General features: G+C 64.2%; 17 protein-coding genes and 1 riboswitch. Of the genes, 1 reads left to right on the top strand and 16 read right to left on the bottom strand.

Annotated elements, in window-relative coordinates; genetic code table 11:
* Positions 1–38: 38 nt before the first annotated feature.
* From ACR80S_RS01410 to ACR80S_RS01345, 14 genes are all read right to left on the bottom strand, one after another.
* Positions 39–2,027: a fumarate reductase flavoprotein subunit gene (locus ACR80S_RS01410; protein ID WP_435400536.1), complete on the bottom strand. Its 1,989-nt coding sequence runs from the start codon at positions 2,025–2,027 to the stop codon at positions 39–41.
* Positions 2,024–2,767 carry a fumarate reductase cytochrome b subunit gene (locus ACR80S_RS01405; RefSeq protein WP_435402564.1) on the bottom strand — a complete coding sequence of 248 codons (744 nt, stop codon included), beginning with the start codon at positions 2,765–2,767 and terminating at the stop codon, positions 2,024–2,026. Before ACR80S_RS01405 ends, ACR80S_RS01410 begins: the two co-directional genes overlap by 4 nt.
* A 211-nt stretch (positions 2,768–2,978) precedes the next feature.
* Positions 2,979–3,875 carry a F0F1 ATP synthase subunit gamma gene (locus ACR80S_RS01400; RefSeq protein WP_435402365.1) on the bottom strand — a complete coding sequence of 299 codons (897 nt, stop codon included), beginning with the start codon at positions 3,873–3,875 and terminating at the stop codon, positions 2,979–2,981.
* Positions 3,859–5,391 carry a F0F1 ATP synthase subunit alpha gene (locus tag ACR80S_RS01395; protein ID WP_435402364.1) on the bottom strand — a complete coding sequence of 511 codons (1,533 nt, stop codon included), beginning with the start codon at positions 5,389–5,391 and terminating at the stop codon, positions 3,859–3,861. The genes ACR80S_RS01400 and ACR80S_RS01395 overlap by 17 nt, the downstream gene beginning before the upstream one ends.
* Entirely contained in the window at positions 5,381–6,151 is a 771-nt protein-coding gene (locus tag ACR80S_RS01390; RefSeq protein ID WP_435402363.1) for a F0F1 ATP synthase subunit delta, read from the bottom strand. The genes ACR80S_RS01395 and ACR80S_RS01390 overlap by 11 nt, the downstream gene beginning before the upstream one ends.
* 3 nt (positions 6,152–6,154) lie before the next feature.
* Complete coding sequence (locus ACR80S_RS01385) at positions 6,155–6,442, bottom strand: F0F1 ATP synthase subunit C (RefSeq protein WP_435400541.1); 288 nt, start codon at positions 6,440–6,442, stop codon at positions 6,155–6,157.
* Entirely contained in the window at positions 6,439–7,134 is a 696-nt protein-coding gene (locus tag ACR80S_RS01380) for a F0F1 ATP synthase subunit A (RefSeq protein WP_435400542.1), read from the bottom strand. Before ACR80S_RS01380 ends, ACR80S_RS01385 begins: the two co-directional genes overlap by 4 nt.
* Positions 7,125–7,427, bottom strand: coding sequence for an N-ATPase subunit AtpR (locus ACR80S_RS01375; protein ID WP_435400543.1), 303 nt, complete (start codon positions 7,425–7,427; stop codon positions 7,125–7,127). Before ACR80S_RS01375 ends, ACR80S_RS01380 begins: the two co-directional genes overlap by 10 nt.
* Positions 7,417–7,725: an AtpZ/AtpI family protein gene (locus tag ACR80S_RS01370; RefSeq protein WP_435400544.1), complete on the bottom strand. Its 309-nt coding sequence runs from the start codon at positions 7,723–7,725 to the stop codon at positions 7,417–7,419. Before ACR80S_RS01370 ends, ACR80S_RS01375 begins: the two co-directional genes overlap by 11 nt.
* Entirely contained in the window at positions 7,722–8,135 is a 414-nt protein-coding gene (locus ACR80S_RS01365; protein ID WP_435400545.1) for a F0F1 ATP synthase subunit epsilon, read from the bottom strand. Before ACR80S_RS01365 ends, ACR80S_RS01370 begins: the two co-directional genes overlap by 4 nt.
* Entirely contained in the window at positions 8,132–9,526 is a 1,395-nt protein-coding gene (gene atpD, locus ACR80S_RS01360; RefSeq protein WP_435400546.1) for a F0F1 ATP synthase subunit beta, read from the bottom strand. Before atpD ends, ACR80S_RS01365 begins: the two co-directional genes overlap by 4 nt.
* Positions 9,527–9,787: 261 nt before the next feature.
* The gene (gene ilvD, locus ACR80S_RS01355) at positions 9,788–11,476 is read right to left on the bottom strand and encodes a dihydroxy-acid dehydratase (protein WP_435400547.1); all 1,689 of its coding nucleotides are present in this window, start codon (positions 11,474–11,476) and stop codon (positions 9,788–9,790) included.
* Positions 11,477–11,562: 86 nt separating this feature from the next.
* On the bottom strand, positions 11,563–12,258 hold the full coding sequence (locus ACR80S_RS01350; protein WP_435400548.1) for a TenA family protein: 696 nt from the start codon (positions 12,256–12,258) through the stop codon (positions 11,563–11,565).
* Complete coding sequence (locus tag ACR80S_RS01345; protein WP_435400549.1) at positions 12,255–13,661, bottom strand: sodium:solute symporter family transporter; 1,407 nt, start codon at positions 13,659–13,661, stop codon at positions 12,255–12,257. Before ACR80S_RS01345 ends, ACR80S_RS01350 begins: the two co-directional genes overlap by 4 nt.
* Positions 13,651–13,761: riboswitch (TPP riboswitch) on the bottom strand. (Overlaps the previous gene by 11 nt.)
* A gap of 289 nt (positions 13,762–14,050) precedes the next feature.
* Between ACR80S_RS01345 and ACR80S_RS01340 the strand changes: the two genes are divergently transcribed.
* On the top strand, positions 14,051–15,121 hold the full coding sequence (locus ACR80S_RS01340) for an asparaginase (protein WP_435402362.1): 1,071 nt from the start codon (positions 14,051–14,053) through the stop codon (positions 15,119–15,121).
* A gap of 140 nt (positions 15,122–15,261) precedes the next feature.
* Here the strand turns inward: ACR80S_RS01340 and ACR80S_RS01335 are convergent, their stop codons facing one another.
* Together ACR80S_RS01335 and ACR80S_RS01330 are read right to left on the bottom strand one after the other, a co-directional pair.
* Complete coding sequence (locus tag ACR80S_RS01335) at positions 15,262–18,381, bottom strand: DEAD/DEAH box helicase (protein ID WP_435402361.1); 3,120 nt, start codon at positions 18,379–18,381, stop codon at positions 15,262–15,264.
* 114 nt (positions 18,382–18,495) lie between these two features.
* Positions 18,496–19,083: a peroxidase-related enzyme gene (locus tag ACR80S_RS01330; protein WP_435400552.1), complete on the bottom strand. Its 588-nt coding sequence runs from the start codon at positions 19,081–19,083 to the stop codon at positions 18,496–18,498.
* Between the last annotated feature and the right edge of the window lie 207 nt (positions 19,084–19,290).

Here is a 19,290-nt window from a genome sequence, read left to right as displayed (position 1 = left end):
CATCAGGCGTTGAATCAGCGGTTGAAGCCGACAGTGAATCAGTGCTCATGGGTGTCATCCTCAAGCCGTTGGTTGGGGCCTCGATACCTGGGCGGCAGCAACTCCTCGAAGGACATCAGCGCCCGCTGCAGATCGGCTCGGTCCGCATCGGCATGTTCCGCCTGGACGCGCTCGACCTCGGCCAGACGTTCCGGGGTATCGGAATGATCGATGTGATTGCGGACCCCATAGCCGCGAAACCCCGGCGGCATCTCCATGCCCATGACATCGATGGCCTCGTAGTCCAGGTGTGGCAGGCTGGCGGCCTCGTCGGGCCAGGTCGCCAGGGTCCTCTTCAGCCAGTCGTGATCGTTGCGCTGCGGATAGTCTTCGCGGAAATGGGCGCCGCGACTCTCCGTGCGCTCGCGCGCGCCCAGGGCCACGCAGAGCGCCACCTTGAGCATCTTCGGCAGCCGATAGGCCGCCACCAGCTCCGGGTTGGCGCCGAGTGCGCGCGAGGCCACGCCGATATGGCGGCTCTTCTCCAGCAGCTGCTCGAGCTCGTCCACGGCCTCTGCGAGTTCATCACCGGTGCGGAAGATGCCCACCTTGTCGATCATGATCTCTTCCATGCGCTTGCGGATGGCCACGACACGCTCGGTGCCTGGCGTCTTCATCAAGTCATCGAGCTTGCCCTGCTCGCGGCCCAGGAAGTCGCGTACCAGGCCGGTGGAGATATCGATATCGCTGGCACCCGAGGCGCAGAAATCGGCGATGTATTCCGAGACGATCATGCCCGCCACCACCGTCTCGGCGACCGAGTTTCCCCCCAGGCGGTTGAAGCCGTGCATGTCCCAGCAGGCGGCTTCCCCGCAGGCGAAGAGCCCCCTGAGGGTCTGGCTTTCACCGGTATGGTCGGTGCGGATCCCGCCCATGGAGTAATGCTGGGTCGGCCGAACCGGGATCCAGTCCACGGCGGGGTCAATGCCCAGGAAGTAGCGGCAGATGTCGGTGACCTCGCGCAGGTTCTTCTCAACATGGGCCCGGCCGAGCACGGTAATGTCCAGCCAGAGATGGTCGCCGTAGGGCGACGTGACGCCCTTGCCCTTGCGGATATGCTCGGTCATGCGCCGCGACACCACGTCCCGGGAGGCCAGCTCCTTCTTTTCGGGCTCGTAGTCGGGCATGAAGCGATAGCCATCCACGTCGCGCAGGATGCCGCCATCGCCCCGGCACCCCTCGGTGGTGAGGATGCCCGCAGGCACGATGGCGGTGGGGTGGAACTGCACCGCCTCCATGTTGCCAAGCGCCGCCCGGCCGGTTTCGAGTGCCAGGGCCACTCCGGTGCCCTCGCAGATGATGCCGTTGGTCGAGACCTTGTAGATGCGCCCGTAGCCGCCGGTGGCGATGACGGTGGCCCGGGAAACGAAGGCGGTGAGCTGGCCGGTGACCAGATCACGGACAATGGCACCGTAGCAGCGGCCGGCGTCGTGGATCAGCGCCAGGGCCTCCATGCGCTCCATCACCGGGATGCCGTTGGCAATGGTCTGATCCCCCAGGGTGAACAGCATGGCATGGCCGGTACCGTCGGAGGTGTAGCAGGTCCGCCACTTCTTGGTGCCGCCGAAGTCCCGGGCGGTGATCAGGCCATGGGCCGCCTCGCTCTCGGTGATCACCACCCGCTCGGCATTGATCACGCTCTCGCGGTCGCCCTTCTGTACGCGATTCCAGGGCACGCCCCAGGCGGCCAGCTCGCGGATGGCCTTGGGCGCGACGTGGGTGAACATCCGCACGACGCGCTGATCGGCCCCCCAGTCGCTGCCCCGAACCGTGTCACCGAAATGCACATCCTCGTTGTCGCCTCGGCCCATGGCGTTGCTGCCCAGGCTGGCCTGCATGCCCCCTTGGGCCGCAGCCGAATGCGAGCGCTTGGCTGGTACCAGGCTGAGCACGATCACATCATTGCCGCGCTGCTTGACACCAATGGCGGTGCGCATACCCGCCAGGCCACCGCCGATGACAAGGACGTCGGTATAGACCAGTTTCATGACACTCCTCCCACCGAAGCGACAGACAGCAGCGAGTGCTCCGCTGGCAAGACCGGCTGTCCATAATGATCCGACTGGGTCACACCGATCTTGATGAAGGCGGCCAGGGAGGCCAGCCCGAGCGCCAGAAAAAAGACGGTGACCAACCACTTGGCACGCTTGAGCTTCTTGCGACCCTCGACGGGGTTGCGGCCGGTAAGAAAACCCCACTTGATCGCCAGGCGGTAGAGGCCGATGGAGCCGTGCAATTCCACAGCCAGCAGCAGGAGAAGGTACAGCGGCCACATCCACTCGGAGACCACCCGATTGGCCGAACCATAGGCGCCGATGGTGTCGGGGCGCGTCATCATGATGTAGAGATGGACCGATCCGAGAAAGAACATGGCGAATCCGGTAAAGACCTGGACGAACCAGAGGGTCGTATCCTCATGCCCCATGCGCTTCATGTGACCGTGAAAGGTGCGGTACTGGCGATAGCTGGAGGGAAACTTGCGCAGCGCCAGGAGCGCATGCAGAACGAAGAGAGCGAAGACCCCCATGGCCGCCATGGAGACGATGATGGGATAGGTCTGCTCGAAGAGCATCGAGCCCTCCATCCAGCCCGCCACCCGATCGAAGGACTCGGCGCCGAGCAGGATGGAGGCGACGAAGAACATGTGGAACCACATGAACAGCGCCAGCACCAACCCACTCAGGCTCTGCCACAGATCGAGTCGGGCGGGCATCCTGCTTTTCGCCATCGTGATCGATTTCATCTACCAGGCCTCAAGGTGTCATTGAAGGCCGAATGTCTTTTCCGACCGGCTCCTTCACACTAGACAGCACAGCCGGGTAACGGCTTGACATCAGTCAAGCGTATCGCAGGAAATACCCGTTGGAGAAATGTTTAGGTGAATGGTGTCGCCATCCTCGAGCAGACGTACAGCACCGATGGAGCGCGAGCCCCTGGGTTTAGGCCCTGCGCGGCTTATTGCGCAAGGCCTCGAAGCCAATGATGACATCCAGCAGCTCGGTGGTGATGTCATCCTGGCGAACAGATCGCAGTTGCCCTTTCACCTCGTCCAGGCGATCGTCCACCGACTGTTCGGCCTGCTGCATCAGGGCAAGACGTGCGGCATTTTCGGTGACCATGGCCTCCGCCGAGGCACGAAAGACACTGGCGAAGATATGGCTGCGCAACAAGGCGGCAAACAGCTCGGATGGCGGCATCGAATAGTCGGGCAGGGAACGGGATTTCCATGGTCGGTCGGCAAGCCCCGCCAGGAACGCCTGGCCAAGGGGCAGCAGCGGCATCAGCACCGGTTCGTGCTGACCGCGCCCGGCTCGCCGGGTAAAGGCCAGCGTGACCTTCCGATGGTGGGGCTCACCGCGCCCGATGTCGTCCAGCCGGGTCACGATGCTGCCCGCCAAGCGTCCGATGCCATCTGCAGAGGCCGGTGGCAGGAAAACGCTTTCGGGGCTGAGTCCCTGCCCCGCCAGAGCATCATTCATCTGGGCGCCGACACACAATATCCGGATACCCGAAGTTGCGGCCGTTGTGGGTGCGGCTTCGGCCCGTACCTTCTCGGCCAGGAGTTCGTTGTAGTTGCCGCATAGGCCATGATCAGAGCCGAATACCACCACGATGCTCTCGGCCGGTTCTGCTTGCGGCAAGGCGATGGGGCCGGTTCTGGCGACAAAGGCCGCGAGTCCGCTTCGCACCGTCCGATGATAGGCCTCGATGGACCTGGCGGCGTGCTCATAGGGCACTGCGTTGATGGCAGAGATGGTTTTCATGGTGTGAACGATCCCGCGAATGCTCGTGAGTGTCTCATCGCGGCGGGTCAGGGCTTCAAGCGTCTGCGTCATGGCCTTCCTCCGGCACACCCAGGGCGGCACGCGCCACTCCCCGAAGGGAGGCGCGGTCATCTTCATCCAGTGGCTGGTTGTCTGCGATTCGCGTTGCGACCCCTGCCAGGGCGTCTCCCACTGACGCTCTGACGTTTTCCATAGCAGCCACCACCTCGGTTTCTGACAGCCCGTCGAACATGCCGTCCATCGCCGCCAGCAACACCAGTAGCTGCTCCACCGCCGGCACCGGATCCCGCTCGGGCTGGCGCAAGGCCGCCCGGACCGCCGCGCCTCGGCTCAGGCGCGCCCGGGTGGCGTCATCCAGCCGGGTGCCAAAGCGGGCAAAGTCTTCCAACTCCTCGAACTGGGACAGGGTGACGCGGAGGTTGCCGGCAACTTCCCGAAACGCCCGGTGCTGCGCCTTCCCGCCCACTCGCGACATCGACACCCCGAGGTCGACCGCCGGGAACTGGTTCTTGCGCACCAGTCGCGGTGACAGATAGATCTGGCCGTCGGTGATCGAGATGAGGTTGGTCGGGATATAGGCCGACAGGTTTTCCGCCTGGGTTTCCACCACGGGCAAGGCGGTAATGGAACCGCCCCCGGCCTCCGGGGTGAACTGGCCGGCTCGCTCGAGCAGCCTGGCATGCACGTAGAAGATGTCGCCGGGAAATGCCTCACGCCCCGGCGGACGCCGCAGCAGCAGCGAGAGCTCACGATAGGAGCGGGCATGATGCGTGAGGTCATCGAAAACGACCAGTACATCCCGGGCCTGGTCGGCGAAGTATTCGGCCATCGTCATCGCTGCATAGGGGGCGATGTAGGCCAGGCCCGGCGGGTCCTCATCACCGGCGACCATCACTATCGTCTTCGCCAGCTGTCCACTCTCTCTCAACGTTTCGATGACTCTGGCCACCGCATCCCCACGCTGGCCGATGGCGCAGTAGATACTCAGGACCTCCGACCGGGCCTGGTTGAGGATGGTATCCACGGCGATGGACGTCTTGCCGGTCTGCCGATCACCGATGATCAGCTCCCGCTGCCCCAGGCCCACAGGCACCGCGGCATCGATCGCCTTGAGGCCGGTCGCCAGGGGGCGGCTGACGGCCGCGCGGCTGAGAATATCCGGTGCCTGGGCTTCCACCAGCCGTTCGGCTACGGCGGTCACCTTGCCCTTGCCATCCCGTGGTTGGCCCGTGGCGTCGACCACACGGCCGACCAGGCCCGGCCCCACCGGCACACTGATCACCTTGCGGGTGCGCCAGACATCCTCGCCGGCACTCACCCGCTCCGAAGGGCCCAGCAAAACGACGCCCAACCGGTCCGGCTCAAGGTCCAGCACCACACCGCGCACCCCCGAAGCAAACACCAGCAGCTCATCCGCCAGGGCACGCCCCAGCCCGGCCACCACGGCGATGCCATCCCCCACCGCGACGACCGTGCCCACCTCGGCCAGCACCGGCGTGGGTGCTGGGCTGTCCAGCAGGACGTCGATAAACCCCTGCACGCCAGGCCGTCGCGATTCATCCGCCATGATCGTGCACCCTGCCCGACTCGCCACTTGCCAGGCGCTCTTCCAGCAGACCCACCAGCTCGTCGGTATAGCTGTCCACCGTCCAGTCGAGCTGGATGCTGCCGATTCGCAGGACCAGCCCGGGGGACTGGCTGTCATCCGTGGTAAAGCGCAAGGGAATTCCAGGCACTAGGGGCTCCAGTGCGACTTTCACCTTTCGCCGGGCGCCCTCCGTTAACGGGGCATGGGTGGTGGCCACCGCCTCTTCGGCGTTGCCGGCCGCAGCGGCCAGTTCTTCCGACAGCGGCGCAAGCTGGCTGACCACATGCCGGGCAATGTGCTCCTCCAGGCGCTCGTCGGCCAGGTCGTGCAGTGCCCGGCCGGCCAGCTGGTAAAGCGTTTCGGCACTCGCCTTGTACAACTCCGTCGTGAAGCGTTCCCTTTCTCGCGCCAGGTGCGCCTGCGAGTCCAGCCGCTCCTGCTCCAGTTTCTCCCGGGCTTCGGCCAACAGGGCGTTCCGCTGTTGCTCGGCTTCCTGGCGAACCCGGTCCGCCAGGGCGGCCTGGTCGACCAGCAACTGCTGCTTCTTTGCCACGAAGTCCGCCTCGACGGCTTCCGCCTTCTGCTGGATCCGTGCTGCCTCCCCCATCTGCTCGGCGATTTCGGCCTCGCGAGAATCGATGCCATTCAAGATCGGCTTGTAAAGAAAACGCTTGAGCAGCCAGACCAGAACCAGAAAATTGGCGATCTGGGCGAGGACCGTAACCCAGTCGATCGACATGGCCTAGCCTGCCGCCGTTTGGGTGGCTTGCACAAACTGATCCAAGAACGGGTTGGCGAACAGCACGATCATCGCCACCACAAAACAGTAGATCGCGGTGGACTCGATCATCGCCAGGCTCACAAACAGGGTTCGCGACAGCATGGAGGCCATGTCCGGCTGCTGGGCGATGGCGCTCAGGGCGGCGGCCGCGGCGCGGCCTTCCCCCAGCGCCGGGCCAATCGCGCCGAACGACACCGTCAGTCCCGCGGTGAGGATGGAAATGGCCGCGATGAGGGCTGCTTCTGTCATCGATCTTCCTCCTTGTTTTCCGGCTTCTTGACGATGGCCGTTGCCGACGAGATGTAGACGGTCGCCAGGATGGCGAAGATGTAAGCCTGGATCAGGCCGGTCAGCAGGCCCAGCACGTCCATCACCACGGGAAAGAAGAACGGCGCCACGCCCAGCAGTATGCCGGCAATGACCGCTCCGCTCATCACGTTGCCGTAGAGGCGTATGGCCAGCGAGATGCCCCGGGAGAACTCGCTGATGATGTTGAAGGGCAGCATGATGATCGATGGCTGGATATAGGTTTTCAGGTAGCCGCCGATGCCCTGTCGGGTGATGCCGAAAAGCGGGACGGCGATCAGCACCGACAAGGCCAGGGCCGCCGTGGTCGACAGCGAGGACGTGGGCGGCGTGAAGCCCGGCACGACCAGCAGCAGGTTCGATAATGCAATGAACAGGAACAGCGTTCCCGAAAAGTACAGGACATGGCGCGACGAGTGCGGCGAGATGTCGTCTATCTGCCCCTGGATCCCGGTGACGATCACTTCCAGGGTCGTTCGCCAGCGATTCGGCGGCACATCCGGCCTCAGTCTCCGGGTCACGAGGATCGAGGCGCCGGTCAGCAGGGCCATGACGATCCACGTATTGACGACGGTTTCATTGATACCGAGTCCCCATAGCGTGAAGACCGTCGTTTCGTCGGGTGTCAGTTGCATCCGGCCTCCTTCCCCCGGGGTATCCGGGCCATCAGGGTGGCGCTGAAGCGCACCACGAAGAAAGCGAGCGTATAGCCGGCGAACGCCCAGCCCGAGGTTCCCCCATCGGTCACCAGCCAGCCTGCCGACAGCAGCAGGCCAATCCGCAGCGCGGCACTGGGCAGCAGGACAGAGACGGGGTGAGTCAGGCGCAGTGCCAGGCGGACACTCAGTGCCAGGCCCACGAAGTACAGGATACTGACGGTGATACCGGTGCCGAAGCCGGTGATCACGGCATGCCAGTCAATCGTCATGATGGTCACTCCCGTTTTCCTTGCCTTCCTTGCTGACCCAGGCCCAGGCAATGAAGCTGCCGAGGGTTACGCCACCCAGAATCAAGGCGATGGTCCACTGAAAATGTTGCGGCATGTTGCGATCGAGCCACAGCCCGAGAAAGGCGCCGCCCACGGTGGGTACTGCGATCGACCAACCGATCATGCCGAAGACACCCAGGCCCCGCAGGGGGCTCGTACCGGGGTCATCCCGTGCCCTTTTCAGACGTCGAGCACGACGGCCGATGTCATCCACCGGAGACTTTCGCTGCCTGGTCATGGCGTCTTGGGTCGCTGCAGGTCGGCAAACCGCCGCACGATGCCCGCCTCCAGGCGTGACAAGGCGGAGCGGGCCACGCGCTCATCCTCATCGATCTCGATAAAGTTTCTCTGCACGGTTTCCCTCAGCGAGGCCAGATCCGCTCCCCGCACACCCCGCCGGATGGCGATATCCACGCGATGGCCCTTCTTCACCAGGATCCCCTCGTCGATGCCGAAGATCTGCTCTCCGACGTCCGCCATGGTCAGGATCAACACCGAGGGCACCAGGGCGGTGACGAAATCGACATGGTTCGGCAGCATCCCGAAGGCACCGTTTTCCGCCTCGGCAAACAGCCGACTTGCCGGGCCCTGATGCAGGGTTCTGGTCGGTAGTCGCAAGGTCACCTGCATCTGTGTTGACTGGGTCATGCCACCGCCTCCAGATCGGAGAGTGCGCCGATCATGTAATAGTCGCCTTCGTTACGCTCGAAATGGGTCTGGCTCAGGATGGTTTCACAACCCTCGAGGGTATCGGCGGTGGTCACGCGCCGGCCGTCGGCACCGGTAAAGGCCGCCGTGGTGAAGAAGGGCTGGGTCAGGAAGCGTTCCAGCCGGCGGGCGCGGGCAACGGTTGCTCGATCAGCGGCTGACAGTTCCTCGATACCCAGCATGGCGATGATATCCCGCAACTCCTCGTATTCGGCCAGGGTACGGCGCACCGCCCGCGCAATGTCGTAATGACGCTGCCCCACCACCGACGGCGTAAGCATGACCGAGGATGAGGCCAGGGGATCGATGGCCGGATACAGTCCTTCACTGGCACGCTTGCGGGACAGCACGACCGAGCCCGACAGGTGGGAGAAGATATGGGCGGCCGCGGGGTCGGTGAAGTCGTCGGCGGGCACATAGACCGCCTGGACCGAGGTGATGGCGGCCTGGCGGGTGGAGGTGATGCGCTCCTCCAGCTCCGCCAGTTCGGTCGCCAGCGTCGGCTGATACCCCACCCGCGAGGGCATTCGGCCCAGCAGCCCGGAGACCTCGGAGCCGGCCTGCACGAAGCGGAAGATATTGTCGATCAACAGCAGCACATCCCGGTGTTGCTCGTCGCGGAAATACTCCGCCATGGTCAGGGCGGTCTTGCCGACCAGGAACCTCACCCCGGGCGCCTCGTTCATCTGGCCGAACAGCATCACGGTGTTGTCCCGCACGCCGGCCTCGCCCATTTCCCGGTAGAGCTCCTCTGCCTCGCGGGAGCGCTCGCCGATGCCGCAGAAGAGACTCACGCCCTTGTATTGCTGCACCGTGTTGTTGATCAGTTCGGTAATCAGCACGGTCTTGCCCACACCGGCGCCACCAAACAGGCCGGTCTTGCCACCTCGCTCGATGGGGGACAGCAGGTCAATGGCCTTGATGCCAGTCTCCAGTATCCTGCTGCGAACGACACGGTCTTCCAGCCGAGGCGGCGCCTGGTGAATGGCGCGGCGCTCCGCCGTCACCGGCGCGGGCTTGCGGTCGATAGGCGCACCAAACATGTTGAGCATGCGACCCAGGACGGCATCGCCGACAGGCACGCTGATCGGAGCGCCGGTGGCCCGCACCGGCATGCCAAGCCCAAGCCCCCTGACCGGGCCCAGCGCCATGCAACGCACGATGCCCTTGTCCTCAAGGCCGGCAACCTCCAGGGCCGTCTTTCCGACATACAGGAGCTCCCGGATAGCGGGTACCGGCTTCGCGAACCTGACATCCACGACACCACCACGAATGGCGACAACGGTGCCGGTGTCACCCTCGGGCCGAATATGGGCTTCCCGTTTCGTCATCATCGCGTCCTTTGCGTAAGCACGATGTTGTCGATAAGAGGATAGCTCATGCCGCTGGGCCAACCGTGCCCGGGTGAGGGATTTCAACCGGCGCAGCGAATGCCTCATATGGTTCGTAAATATCGCCAGGCAAGGAGGTAGTCCGGGGGGCAAAGACCTGACGAAGGGGCCGCGCGGAGGCATGGCTTCCGCGCGGAACAAGGTGTCAGGTGCCGGTCAGGAGACGCGGGCAACCGGCGGAGATAGGTACGGCGTGACAAGTCACTCCGGCAGGTCGGTCACCGCGCCGGTGGAGGCGGAACTCACCGTCCTGGCGTACTTGGCCAGCACACCGCGGGTGTAGCGCGGCGCCGGCTGCTGCCAGGCGGCCCGGCGGCGCATCAGCTCATCGTCGCTGAGATCGACCTCGATGGTATCGGCCTCGGCATCGATGGTGATCACATCACCATCCTCCACCAGCGCCAGGGGGCCGCCGTCGAACGCCTCCGGTGTCACATGCCCCACCACGAAGCCGTGGCTGCCGCCGGAGAAACGCCCGTCGGTGATCAGCGCCACCTCGCTGCCCAGGCCCCGGCCCATGATCGCCGAGGTCGGCGTGAGCATCTCGCGCATGCCGGGCCCGCCCTTCGGCCCCTCGTAGCGGATCACCACCACGTCGCCGGCCACCACGGTGCCGTCATTGATGCGTGCCTGAGCCTCCTCCTCGGAACCGAACACCCGCGCCGTGCCGGAAAAACGCGTGCCCTCCTTGCCGGTGATCTTGGCCACCGCCCCCTCGGGCGCAAGGTTGCCGTGCAGGATGCGCAGGTGGCTCTCCGCCTTGAGGGGGCGATCCAGCGCCGCGATGATCGTCTGATCATCGGGATAGGGGGGCACGTCGGCCAGGTTCTCGGCCAGGGTCTTCCCCGTCACCGTCAGGCAGTCGCCGTGGAGCAGGCCGGCCTCGAGCAGGAGCTTCATCAGCGGCTGGATGCCGCCGATGGCCACCAGCTCGCTCATCATGTAATGCCCGCTGGGGCGCAGGTCGGCCAGCACCGGCACGCGCTTGCCGATGCGGGTGAAGTCCTCGAGCGACAGTTCCACCCCCATGGTGCTGGCCATGCCGATCAAGTGCAGCACCGCATTGGTGGACCCGCCGAGGGCGATTACCACGGTGACGGCGTTCTCGAAGGCCTCCCGGGTCATGATGTCCGAGGGCTTGATATCGCGCTCAAGCAGCTTGAGCACGGCGGCACCAGCCGCCTCGCAGTCCTCGCGCTTGTCATTGGAGACGGCGTTCTGAGCCGAGCTGCCCGGCAGGCTCATGCCCAGCGCCTCGATGGCCGAGGCCATGGTGTTGGCGGTGTACATGCCGCCGCAGGAACCGGGCCCGGGTATCGCCGTCTCCTCGATCTGCTTGAGCTCGATCAGGTCGATATCGCCGCGGCTGTGGGCGCCCATGGCCTCGAATACCGAGACGATGTCGGTATGGCCCTTGCCCGGCAGTATCGTGCCGCCGTAGACGAACACGCTCGGCCGGTCGAGCCGCGCCAGCCCCATCAGGCAGCCCGGCATGTTCTTGTCGCAACCGCCGATGGCCACCAGGCCGTCGAAGCCCTCGCAGCCAGCCACGGTCTCGATGGAGTCGGCGATCACCTCCCGCGACACCAGCGAGTACTTCATGCCCTCGGTACCGTTGGCGATACCGTCGGAGATGGTGATGGTGTTGAAGATCACACCCTTGCCGCCCGCCGCATCGGCGCCGTCGCTGGCATGGCGGGCCAGCTCGTCGATGTGGCTGTTGCAGGGAGTGAGGTTGCTCCAGGTGGAGGCGATGCCCACCTGGGGCTTGGTGAAGTCGTCGTCGGTGAAACCCACCGCGCGCAGCATGGCGCGGCCGGCGGCCTTGCCGGGGCCATCCACCACCTTGGCGGAGTGGCGGCGGCGTGAATCCTTCGGGGTATCGCTCATGGCAGTTCCTATGCGTTGATCGGGGGACCGTTAGAGGGTGGCCCTCATTAACGAGCCTGACAACCGCCACACTGACGGGGATTGTTTCAGGCGGGCTGCACCGCATCGTGGAAGGCGCGCTCCCTAGCGACCGTGTCGCGGAAGCGCTCCGCCATGCGCGCGAAGGCGGCGTCACCGAGCCCTTCCGCCTCCTCATCCAGGCGCCAGCGCAGCCAGGCCACGAAGTCCTGGAAAGCCGGGTTGTCGTGCAGATCGATCCATTCGCCCATCAGCGGGTGCAGCCCGACCACGCGGGTCACGCGCAGCGCCCACTCCAGGTAGATCCACTCGGTGACCACCAGCACCGCCATTATCTCGGCATAGCCACCGCCCCGGCCGGTGTCGCGCAGCAGCGCCTGGAAGGCCAGGGTCTGCGGCAGGTAGTCCGGCGCCTCGCGCTGGGCCGCCGGCACATCGAAGGCCTCGAAGGTGCGCTGGAAGGTGCTATTCTCGTCGCTGGTCAGCATGCCCATGAACTGACCCAGCACCACCCGGTCATCCATGGTCGGCGCCTGGCCGATGGCGTGGCCGATCAGCGCGGTAAAGGGGTCGACGAAGCCGTAGTCTTGCACCATATAGGCGGCGAAGCCCTCCCCTGATAGCCGCCCCTCGGCCAGGGCGTCGAACAGCGGATGGTTGACGGTGGCCGACCAGTCAGGCTCGCTGATCTCGCGCAGCCAGTCGGTGATGCGCGCCGATTCGCGACCGGCGGCCCAGGCGTTCCAGTCGGAGCGTGTGGTCATCGGGCATCTCCCCTGCTTGCCAGGTGAAATCTCGCCCCCGGGCGCAGCCAGGCGATCAGCAGGCTGGCCAGGGTGGAGGCGACCAGCGCCCCCAGGAAGGGCGGAAGCGTCGGAATGCTGTCCGGAAAGCTCGCCGCCAGCACGCCGGCAGCCAGGCTGCCCTGGGTGATCCAGCCCGGCAGCACCGCGCCGAGCAGGCCCGCCACGCCCCCGGCCACGGCTGCCAACGGCGACATGCGCTGCCACAGGCCGAGCAGCACCGGCACCACGATGGCGGCGCACAGCAGGTCAGCGATCAGGAACAGGCGCAACACCGAGAAGCCCTGCAGGGCCACCCACACCACCGGCGCCATCAGCGCCACCGTGACCCACCGCGCGCCCCGCACCGAGAGCCCGCGCCGCCCGGCGCTGGCCACCGCCATGGAGGCGATGGCGTTCTGCAGGGTGTCCACGCTGGAGGCCACCAGGGTCACCGCCAGCACCAGGGCCGGCAGGCCCAGCCACGCCGGTGCGGCGGAGAGCAGCGCGAAGAAGGGGATCGGCGGCTGGCCCAGCGGCAGCGCCTGCATGGCCGCCAGCATGCCCAACCCGCCGATGGCCATCACCACCAGCAGACTGCTGGCCCCGCCCAACAACGCCCCGCGGCCCAGAGCACGGTCATCCGCGGCCGCCCAGATGCGCTGCCAGTAGCCCTGGTGAAAGAGATTGGCCGCGGTGACCGCGATCACCAGGGTCAGCGACACGGAGAGCGCGCTGCCGATGGGGATGGACGGCATCACCGCCCCGGCCGGCATGGGCGGCAGCCACCACCAGGCCACGCCGCCGACCAGCACCAGCAGGGTCAGCAGCAGCCAGGCCTGCCAGCGGTCCGTGGCCAGGCTCGCCCGCAGCCCGCCCAGGGTGGTGTAGACCAGGGTGACCACCGCCACGCCGAGGATCACCAGCGAGGGCGGCACGTCAGAGAGCAGCGCGGCGATGGCGCCGATGGCGGTCAGCTCGGCCGCCAGGAAGATGGCCATGTAGGCCACGGAAACGAAGGAGACCCAGCGCCGCACGCCGGCGCCATAGCAGGCCTCGGCGAATTCGCCGATGCTGCGCCCCTCCGGCAGGTAGCGGCGGATAGAGGGGCCATAGAGCCCAATGATCAGGAACGGCAGCGACGAGCCGATGGCGTAGCCGGCCAGCGCCACCGGCCCCACGAAGGCACCGATCTCCGGCGGCGCGAAGAGGATCCAGGCGCCCATGCTGGACGCCAGGAATGACAGGCCGATGGACTGGGCGCCCTGGGAGTTGCGCGCGGTGACGTAGTCATCGAGAAGGCCATCGGCCCGGCGGGCCCTCAGGCCCAGGAAGGCAAAGCACAAGAGCGCCGCGCCGAGCACGGCAGACGTCAGGTAGGGCATGTCGCACTTCCTCCGCCGGTGTGAACCGGATCAGGTTCCAGGGTCGGCGCATGGCCCTCTCAGCCCTCGCAGATGCGGTGGGACTCCCCTGGCGACAAGTGAATGAATGGTGGGTGTCCTTCCTCGCGTCCCGGCCGGCCTGGCCGATAGCGGAAGGAACGAGAGTCATGATAGCGCACGCGCTTGGTTCGAACGACCACCTCCTAACCCCGCTATCCCCCCATAACGCCACCTATCAATCACGCACCCATCAGGAATCGACAGTTGGGGAAAAATCACGGCGACATCCCGATGAACTGGCTATGGTGTTTATCTGGAAGCAGTCAAGCCTGCAGCGTTAATTGATTGCGTCTCAAGCCAACTTAACCAGCCAACAGGGTGGGGGTATCGTGAAAATACAACAGTTAGCGAGAAGCTGGATTGCAGGGGTTGTGCTGATGGCGGTATCGGCGGCTGTCTTGGCGCAGTCGGAGGAACGGCACGTAGTGGTGCTCGCCACCGGTGGCACCATAGCCGGGGCAGGGGCCTCCGTCGCCGATAGCGCGACCTACGCCGCCGCCACGGTACCGGTCGATAAGCTACTGGCGGGCTTACCCGAATTGGAAAACCTTGCTCGGGTCAGCGGGGAGCAGGTCTTTCAGATCGCCTCCGAAAGCTTCAACAATGAAAATCTGCTTGCCCTGGGCCAGCGCGTATCGGAGTTGACCAAGCAGGCCGATGTCGACGGAATCGTCATCACCCACGGCACCGATACCCTGGAGGAGACCGCCTTCTTCCTAAATTTGGTGGTGCAAACCGACAAGCCAATCGTGCTGGTGGGCTCCATGCGCCCTGGCACTGCCCTGTCCGCCGACGGCGGCCTGAACCTCTACGGTGCCGTGAGCGTCGCTGCCAGCGAGGATGCCATGGGCAAGGGGGTCCTGGTGACCATGAACGACGACATCTTGAGCGGGCGTGACGTCAGCAAGAGCATCAACATCAAGACCAACTCCTTCCAGAGCCAGTGGGGCCCGCTCGGCATGGTGGTCGAAGGGCGCAATTACTGGTTCCGCGACCCGGTCAAGCGTCACACCACTTCATCCGAATTCAACATCGATGATATCGACACCCTGCCAGCCGTCGATATCGTCTACGGCTACGGCAACATGAATACCACGGGCATCGAGGCCTACGGCGAGACCAACATCGCGGCACTGATCCATGCCGGTACGGGCAATGGCTCGGTAGCGGCACCGGCGGTCGATGCCTTGAAGGCACTGCGTGACAAGGGGGTGAATATCATCCGTTCTTCCCGGGTGCCCGCCGGGTTCGTGCTACGCAACGCCGAGCAGCCCGATGACGACTACGACTGGGTAGTGGCCCACGACCATCGCCCGCAACAAGCCCGCATCCTGGCCATGGTAGCCCTGACAAAGACCGATGACAGCAAGGAACTTCAGCGGATTTTCTGGGAGTACTGACCGACTGCCAGCGACGGCAAGTGCTCACAAGGGCTAGGCCCGGCGGCTTGCAGCCCTTGTTGAGCAAGGCCCATCTCATCACGAAGTCGCCGCTCGGGACACCGCTTCGGCCTCCCTCGGCCATCTCCCCATCGGCTGATTCATGCCGGACGCGCCTCCTCGAAGAGTTCGGCTGGCATCGGATACGCCAACTCCCACGTCATGGCGATAGGGCGATCTCCTTCATAACGGTTTAGCGCCTTGGCCGGGCCCAGGAAGATAAATGGCGCCGTCTCGCCCTCGATACGTTTAGTCAGACGAGCGAAGAAGAGAATGGTGTAGCCACGGCCCTCGAAATGGAGGTAGTTCTGCCCCGTCGAGCTCGCCTGCGTAGTATTAGACTGGCTCTCCCAGTGCAACAGCGTTCGGCTGATAGGATAGTCGCGATAACGCGTGGTGGGCGAGAAGTCACCGTCCTCTTTATGGAATGTGACCAGATGGATGTAAGCGCGGATCTCCTTGGCATGGATGACACCCACGCCCGTGGCCCCTGGTTTCTCGAGGCTGGCTAGACTCAGTGCCGCCTTGATCTCGGGGGTGCCGTAGGCTCCATGCAGCAGCAGATCACATTCAAAAGGCAGATCATCTAACCTGCGTAGTGGAGTCCGCTGGTGCGCTCGCCGCCAGGCGGCGATCTCGGCGGCATCCGCCGCCACGCTGGAATTGCTGCGCCACTTCTGCAAAGACTGCTCGAGACTCTCGACGCCCGCCAAGCCACCCTTTCGGGCCCACAGCAGATAGTGCAGCGCCGTCTGCTGCGCGACGTCATAGCGCCCGAGAGCCTCCTCAACGCTGCCATCCGGAGCGCCAAGGGTTTCAATAGCTTTGAGAAGTTCAGGATCACTACGCAGGGCGATTCGCGGCAGCGCCTTTCGGGCCTGCTCAAGGTCCGGGTCCGCAGGCGGCATTTGATACTCGGCCATCGCCTTCCACTCCGTCCAGCTGCGGCGAGCGAGCACCTGAACCGGCGTCAGCCTCGTCTCCTCAAGGAACCGTCCGAAAGTGAGCGGCTGGCCCACCTCCTCCGACCAGGTGCGCAGGGTCTCAGGAATAAATTGATTCAAATCACTCAGCACCGCACGGATCTTGCCGAGCACTCTTTCTCGCGCTATGCGTTCCAGTTGGATGCTGCAGCCCGGCGGCAGGCTCGGAAAATCGGCCTCTACCTCACGGTCTAGGCGCTGCCGCTGACAGGAGAGCAGCGCGGTAAACTTGGTATCCAGTCGATAGCGGCGGTGGGTCTGGCCCACGAAATCCAGCACGGTGAGGCACTCCTTGCCCGGCGCATGTCGCAATCCCCGTCCCAACTGCTGCAAGAACACCGTTAGGCTCTCCGTGGGACGCAGGAACATCACCAGGTTGATGTCGGGGACATCGACGCCTTCGCTAAGAAGATCCACAGTAAAAAGAAATGGTAGCCTGCCCTCGCGAAACTCCCGCAGCCGCTCAGCGCGGAGCTCCGCCGGGGTGTCGCCGACCAGCACGGCGGCCCGATACTCGCCGCCGAGTGCGTTGAAGCACTTAGCCATATACTCGGCGTGCCGCACGCCGGCGCAGAACCCCACCGCACGCAAGCCTTGGAGGTCAGGCTGGTAGCGTTCCAACGCCTGCCTAACGGTATCGACGCGCTGGCGAGCACGAAAGTCGTCGCCGGTTAGCAGGTTCTCGAGTTGCCGGGCGTCATAGCGCCCATTCCGCCATAGGCTTTCATCACTGAGATCGATGTTGTCGCTAACGCCAAAGTAGTGGAAGGGGCACAGTAGCTTCTCTTCCAACGCCTCGGGCAGGCGAATCTCCGCGGCGAAGTCGCCATCAAAGTCTGGCAGGATGCTGCTGCCGTCCATCCTTTCAGGCGTCGCCGTCAATCCCAACAACACTACCGGCTTTAGGTCCTCAAGCAGCGCTCGATAGCTACTAGCAGCCTCGTGATGTGCCTCATCGATTACCACATAGTGAAAGTGCTCAAGACCAAGACTTTCCCAAGGCCGCTGCCGATTGAGCGTCTGCACCGACGCAAATAGATGGCGGTGCTCTGTCGGCGTCTGTCCGCCTACCCAGAGCTCGCCGAAGTTCTGATCGCGCAGCACAGTACGGTAACAGCCTTGGGCCTGTTCGAGGATCTCCTTACGGTGGGCCACAAATAGCAGCGGCACCTGGCGTCCCTCGTGCTCGCAGACCCGTCGGTAGTCCAGCGCCGAGATCACGGTTTTCCCGGTGCCGGTGGCCGCTACTACCAGATTGCGGTAGGAGCCACGCTGTCGCGCGGCGTCGATTGCCTCCAGGATGCGCAATTGGAAAGGCCGCGGCGTGATCTCGGCAAAGAAGGTCACCCCACGTCGATCACGTTCCTTGTGCGCCGCGATGGCTTGTCGAAAGCGGGTGAAATCTGCCTCGGTGTAGGGCTCGAACTCGTCGCTTTCCCAGTAGGCGGAAAACTCGGCGGCAAACCTCTCCAAAACATGCCGCATATCCTGCTCGGTGACCTTGACCGTCCACTCCAGCCCCTGGGTCATTGCCGAGTGGGACATGTTGGCCGAGCCGATATAGGCGGTCGAGTAGCCGCTATCACGGCGAAACTGGTAGGCCTTGGCGTGGAGACGTGTGCCGCCGGTATCGTAGGAGACGCGCACGGTGACATTGGGCTGCCGAGATAGCCACTCCAATGCCGTCGGGTCGCTGGCGCCCATGTAGCTGGTGGAGATAAGGCGCACCGGTATGTCGCGTTTCGCAAGACGCTCTAATGCAGGCATCAGCAGCCGCAGACCCGACCACTTGATGAAGGAGACCAAGATATCGACGCCATCCGCCGTGGCCATCTCGGCCCGCAGCTCATGCTCCAATGGCGGATCATGTCCCAAGCCAGTGAGAAGTGCACTGGTAGAAAGTGGTGTATGCGGGCGGGGTAATGACTCGCGGTGATGGCCGACCTCAGTGAGAAGTGGCTTATCGGTGCTGAGTAGTCGCTTGCGAGTCAGATGGTCGAGACCATCGGTCGCCGACACCAACTCGATGATGCGGTTAATTAGCCGTAGCCGATCCTGGACGTCTACGATGCGTAAGGCTTGATGGAGCAACTGGCCGATAAATTGCGAGTAGGCATGGGGTGCCGTCTCGTCGTCGAGGGAGCGAAGAACTGGTTTCAGTTCGGGATGCGCATCCAACTGCGTCTTCAGCTCTTCATCGAGTAGCCGTTCATACACCCCTTCAGGTAGCCGATCCATGCGTAACCCCGATTATCCCTTTCCATAGGCAATCCAAGGTACCAGCAATTAGCTAAAATTGGGTATCCCCGGCTTCGCGCAGGAAGCCTGCGCTCCCACAAAGACCGGCGTTTCCTACTTCTCCCGCGGCACCCGCCCCATCAGATAGAACTCCTCATTCGGCGGGGTAGCAGCCAGGGTGACCAGGCGGTTAGACATGCCGAAGAAGGCGGCGATGGCGCCGATATCCCAGATGTCGTCCTGGGTGAAGCCGACCTCAAGCAGGCGGGTCTGCCACTCTTCCGTGAGTTCACCCACCTCCAGACCGCAATGCATGGCGAAGTCGAGCATGACGGTGTGGCGTTCGCTCAGGCCGGCGACGCGGTGGTTGATGGCCACCTGATCGGCCAGCAGCGGATCCTTGCTGTAGATGCGTACCAGGGCACCATGGGCCACCACGCAGTAGAGACAGCGATTGCGGGCACTGGTGGCCACCACGATCATCTCCTTCTCCGCCTTGGTCAGGCTGTCGGATTCTCGCTCCATCAGGGCATCGTGATAGGCGAAGAAGGCGCGGAACTCCGCCGGCCGGTGGGCCAGCATCAGGAAAACGTTGGGAATGAAGCCTGCCTTCTCCTGCACCGCCAGCATGGCATCGCGGATATCGTCCGGCAGGTCCTGGATGGATTCGGGAATGGGAAAACGGCTGATCGGGGTGGTCATGGGCGCTCCTGAACGGGCTATGGTGGCAATTCGTCTTCCAGTTAACGTCAACGTCAGATTCCTGTCCATAGGACCTGTGGCGCAGGCCTCGTCATCGGTTTCGGGGTGCTGCTCGCGTGACGAAAATGGCAGGAGCACTCGGCTGTAACGCTATACTGAAGGCGACCCGTCACTCTATCGGATCATGCCCATCGGCCTCACTCTTCT

It is taken from the genome of Halomonas salsilacus, from assembly GCF_051216275.1.
Classification (GTDB): domain Bacteria; phylum Pseudomonadota; class Gammaproteobacteria; order Pseudomonadales; family Halomonadaceae; genus Halomonas.
This window is presented reverse-complemented; position numbering and strand designations above follow the sequence as displayed.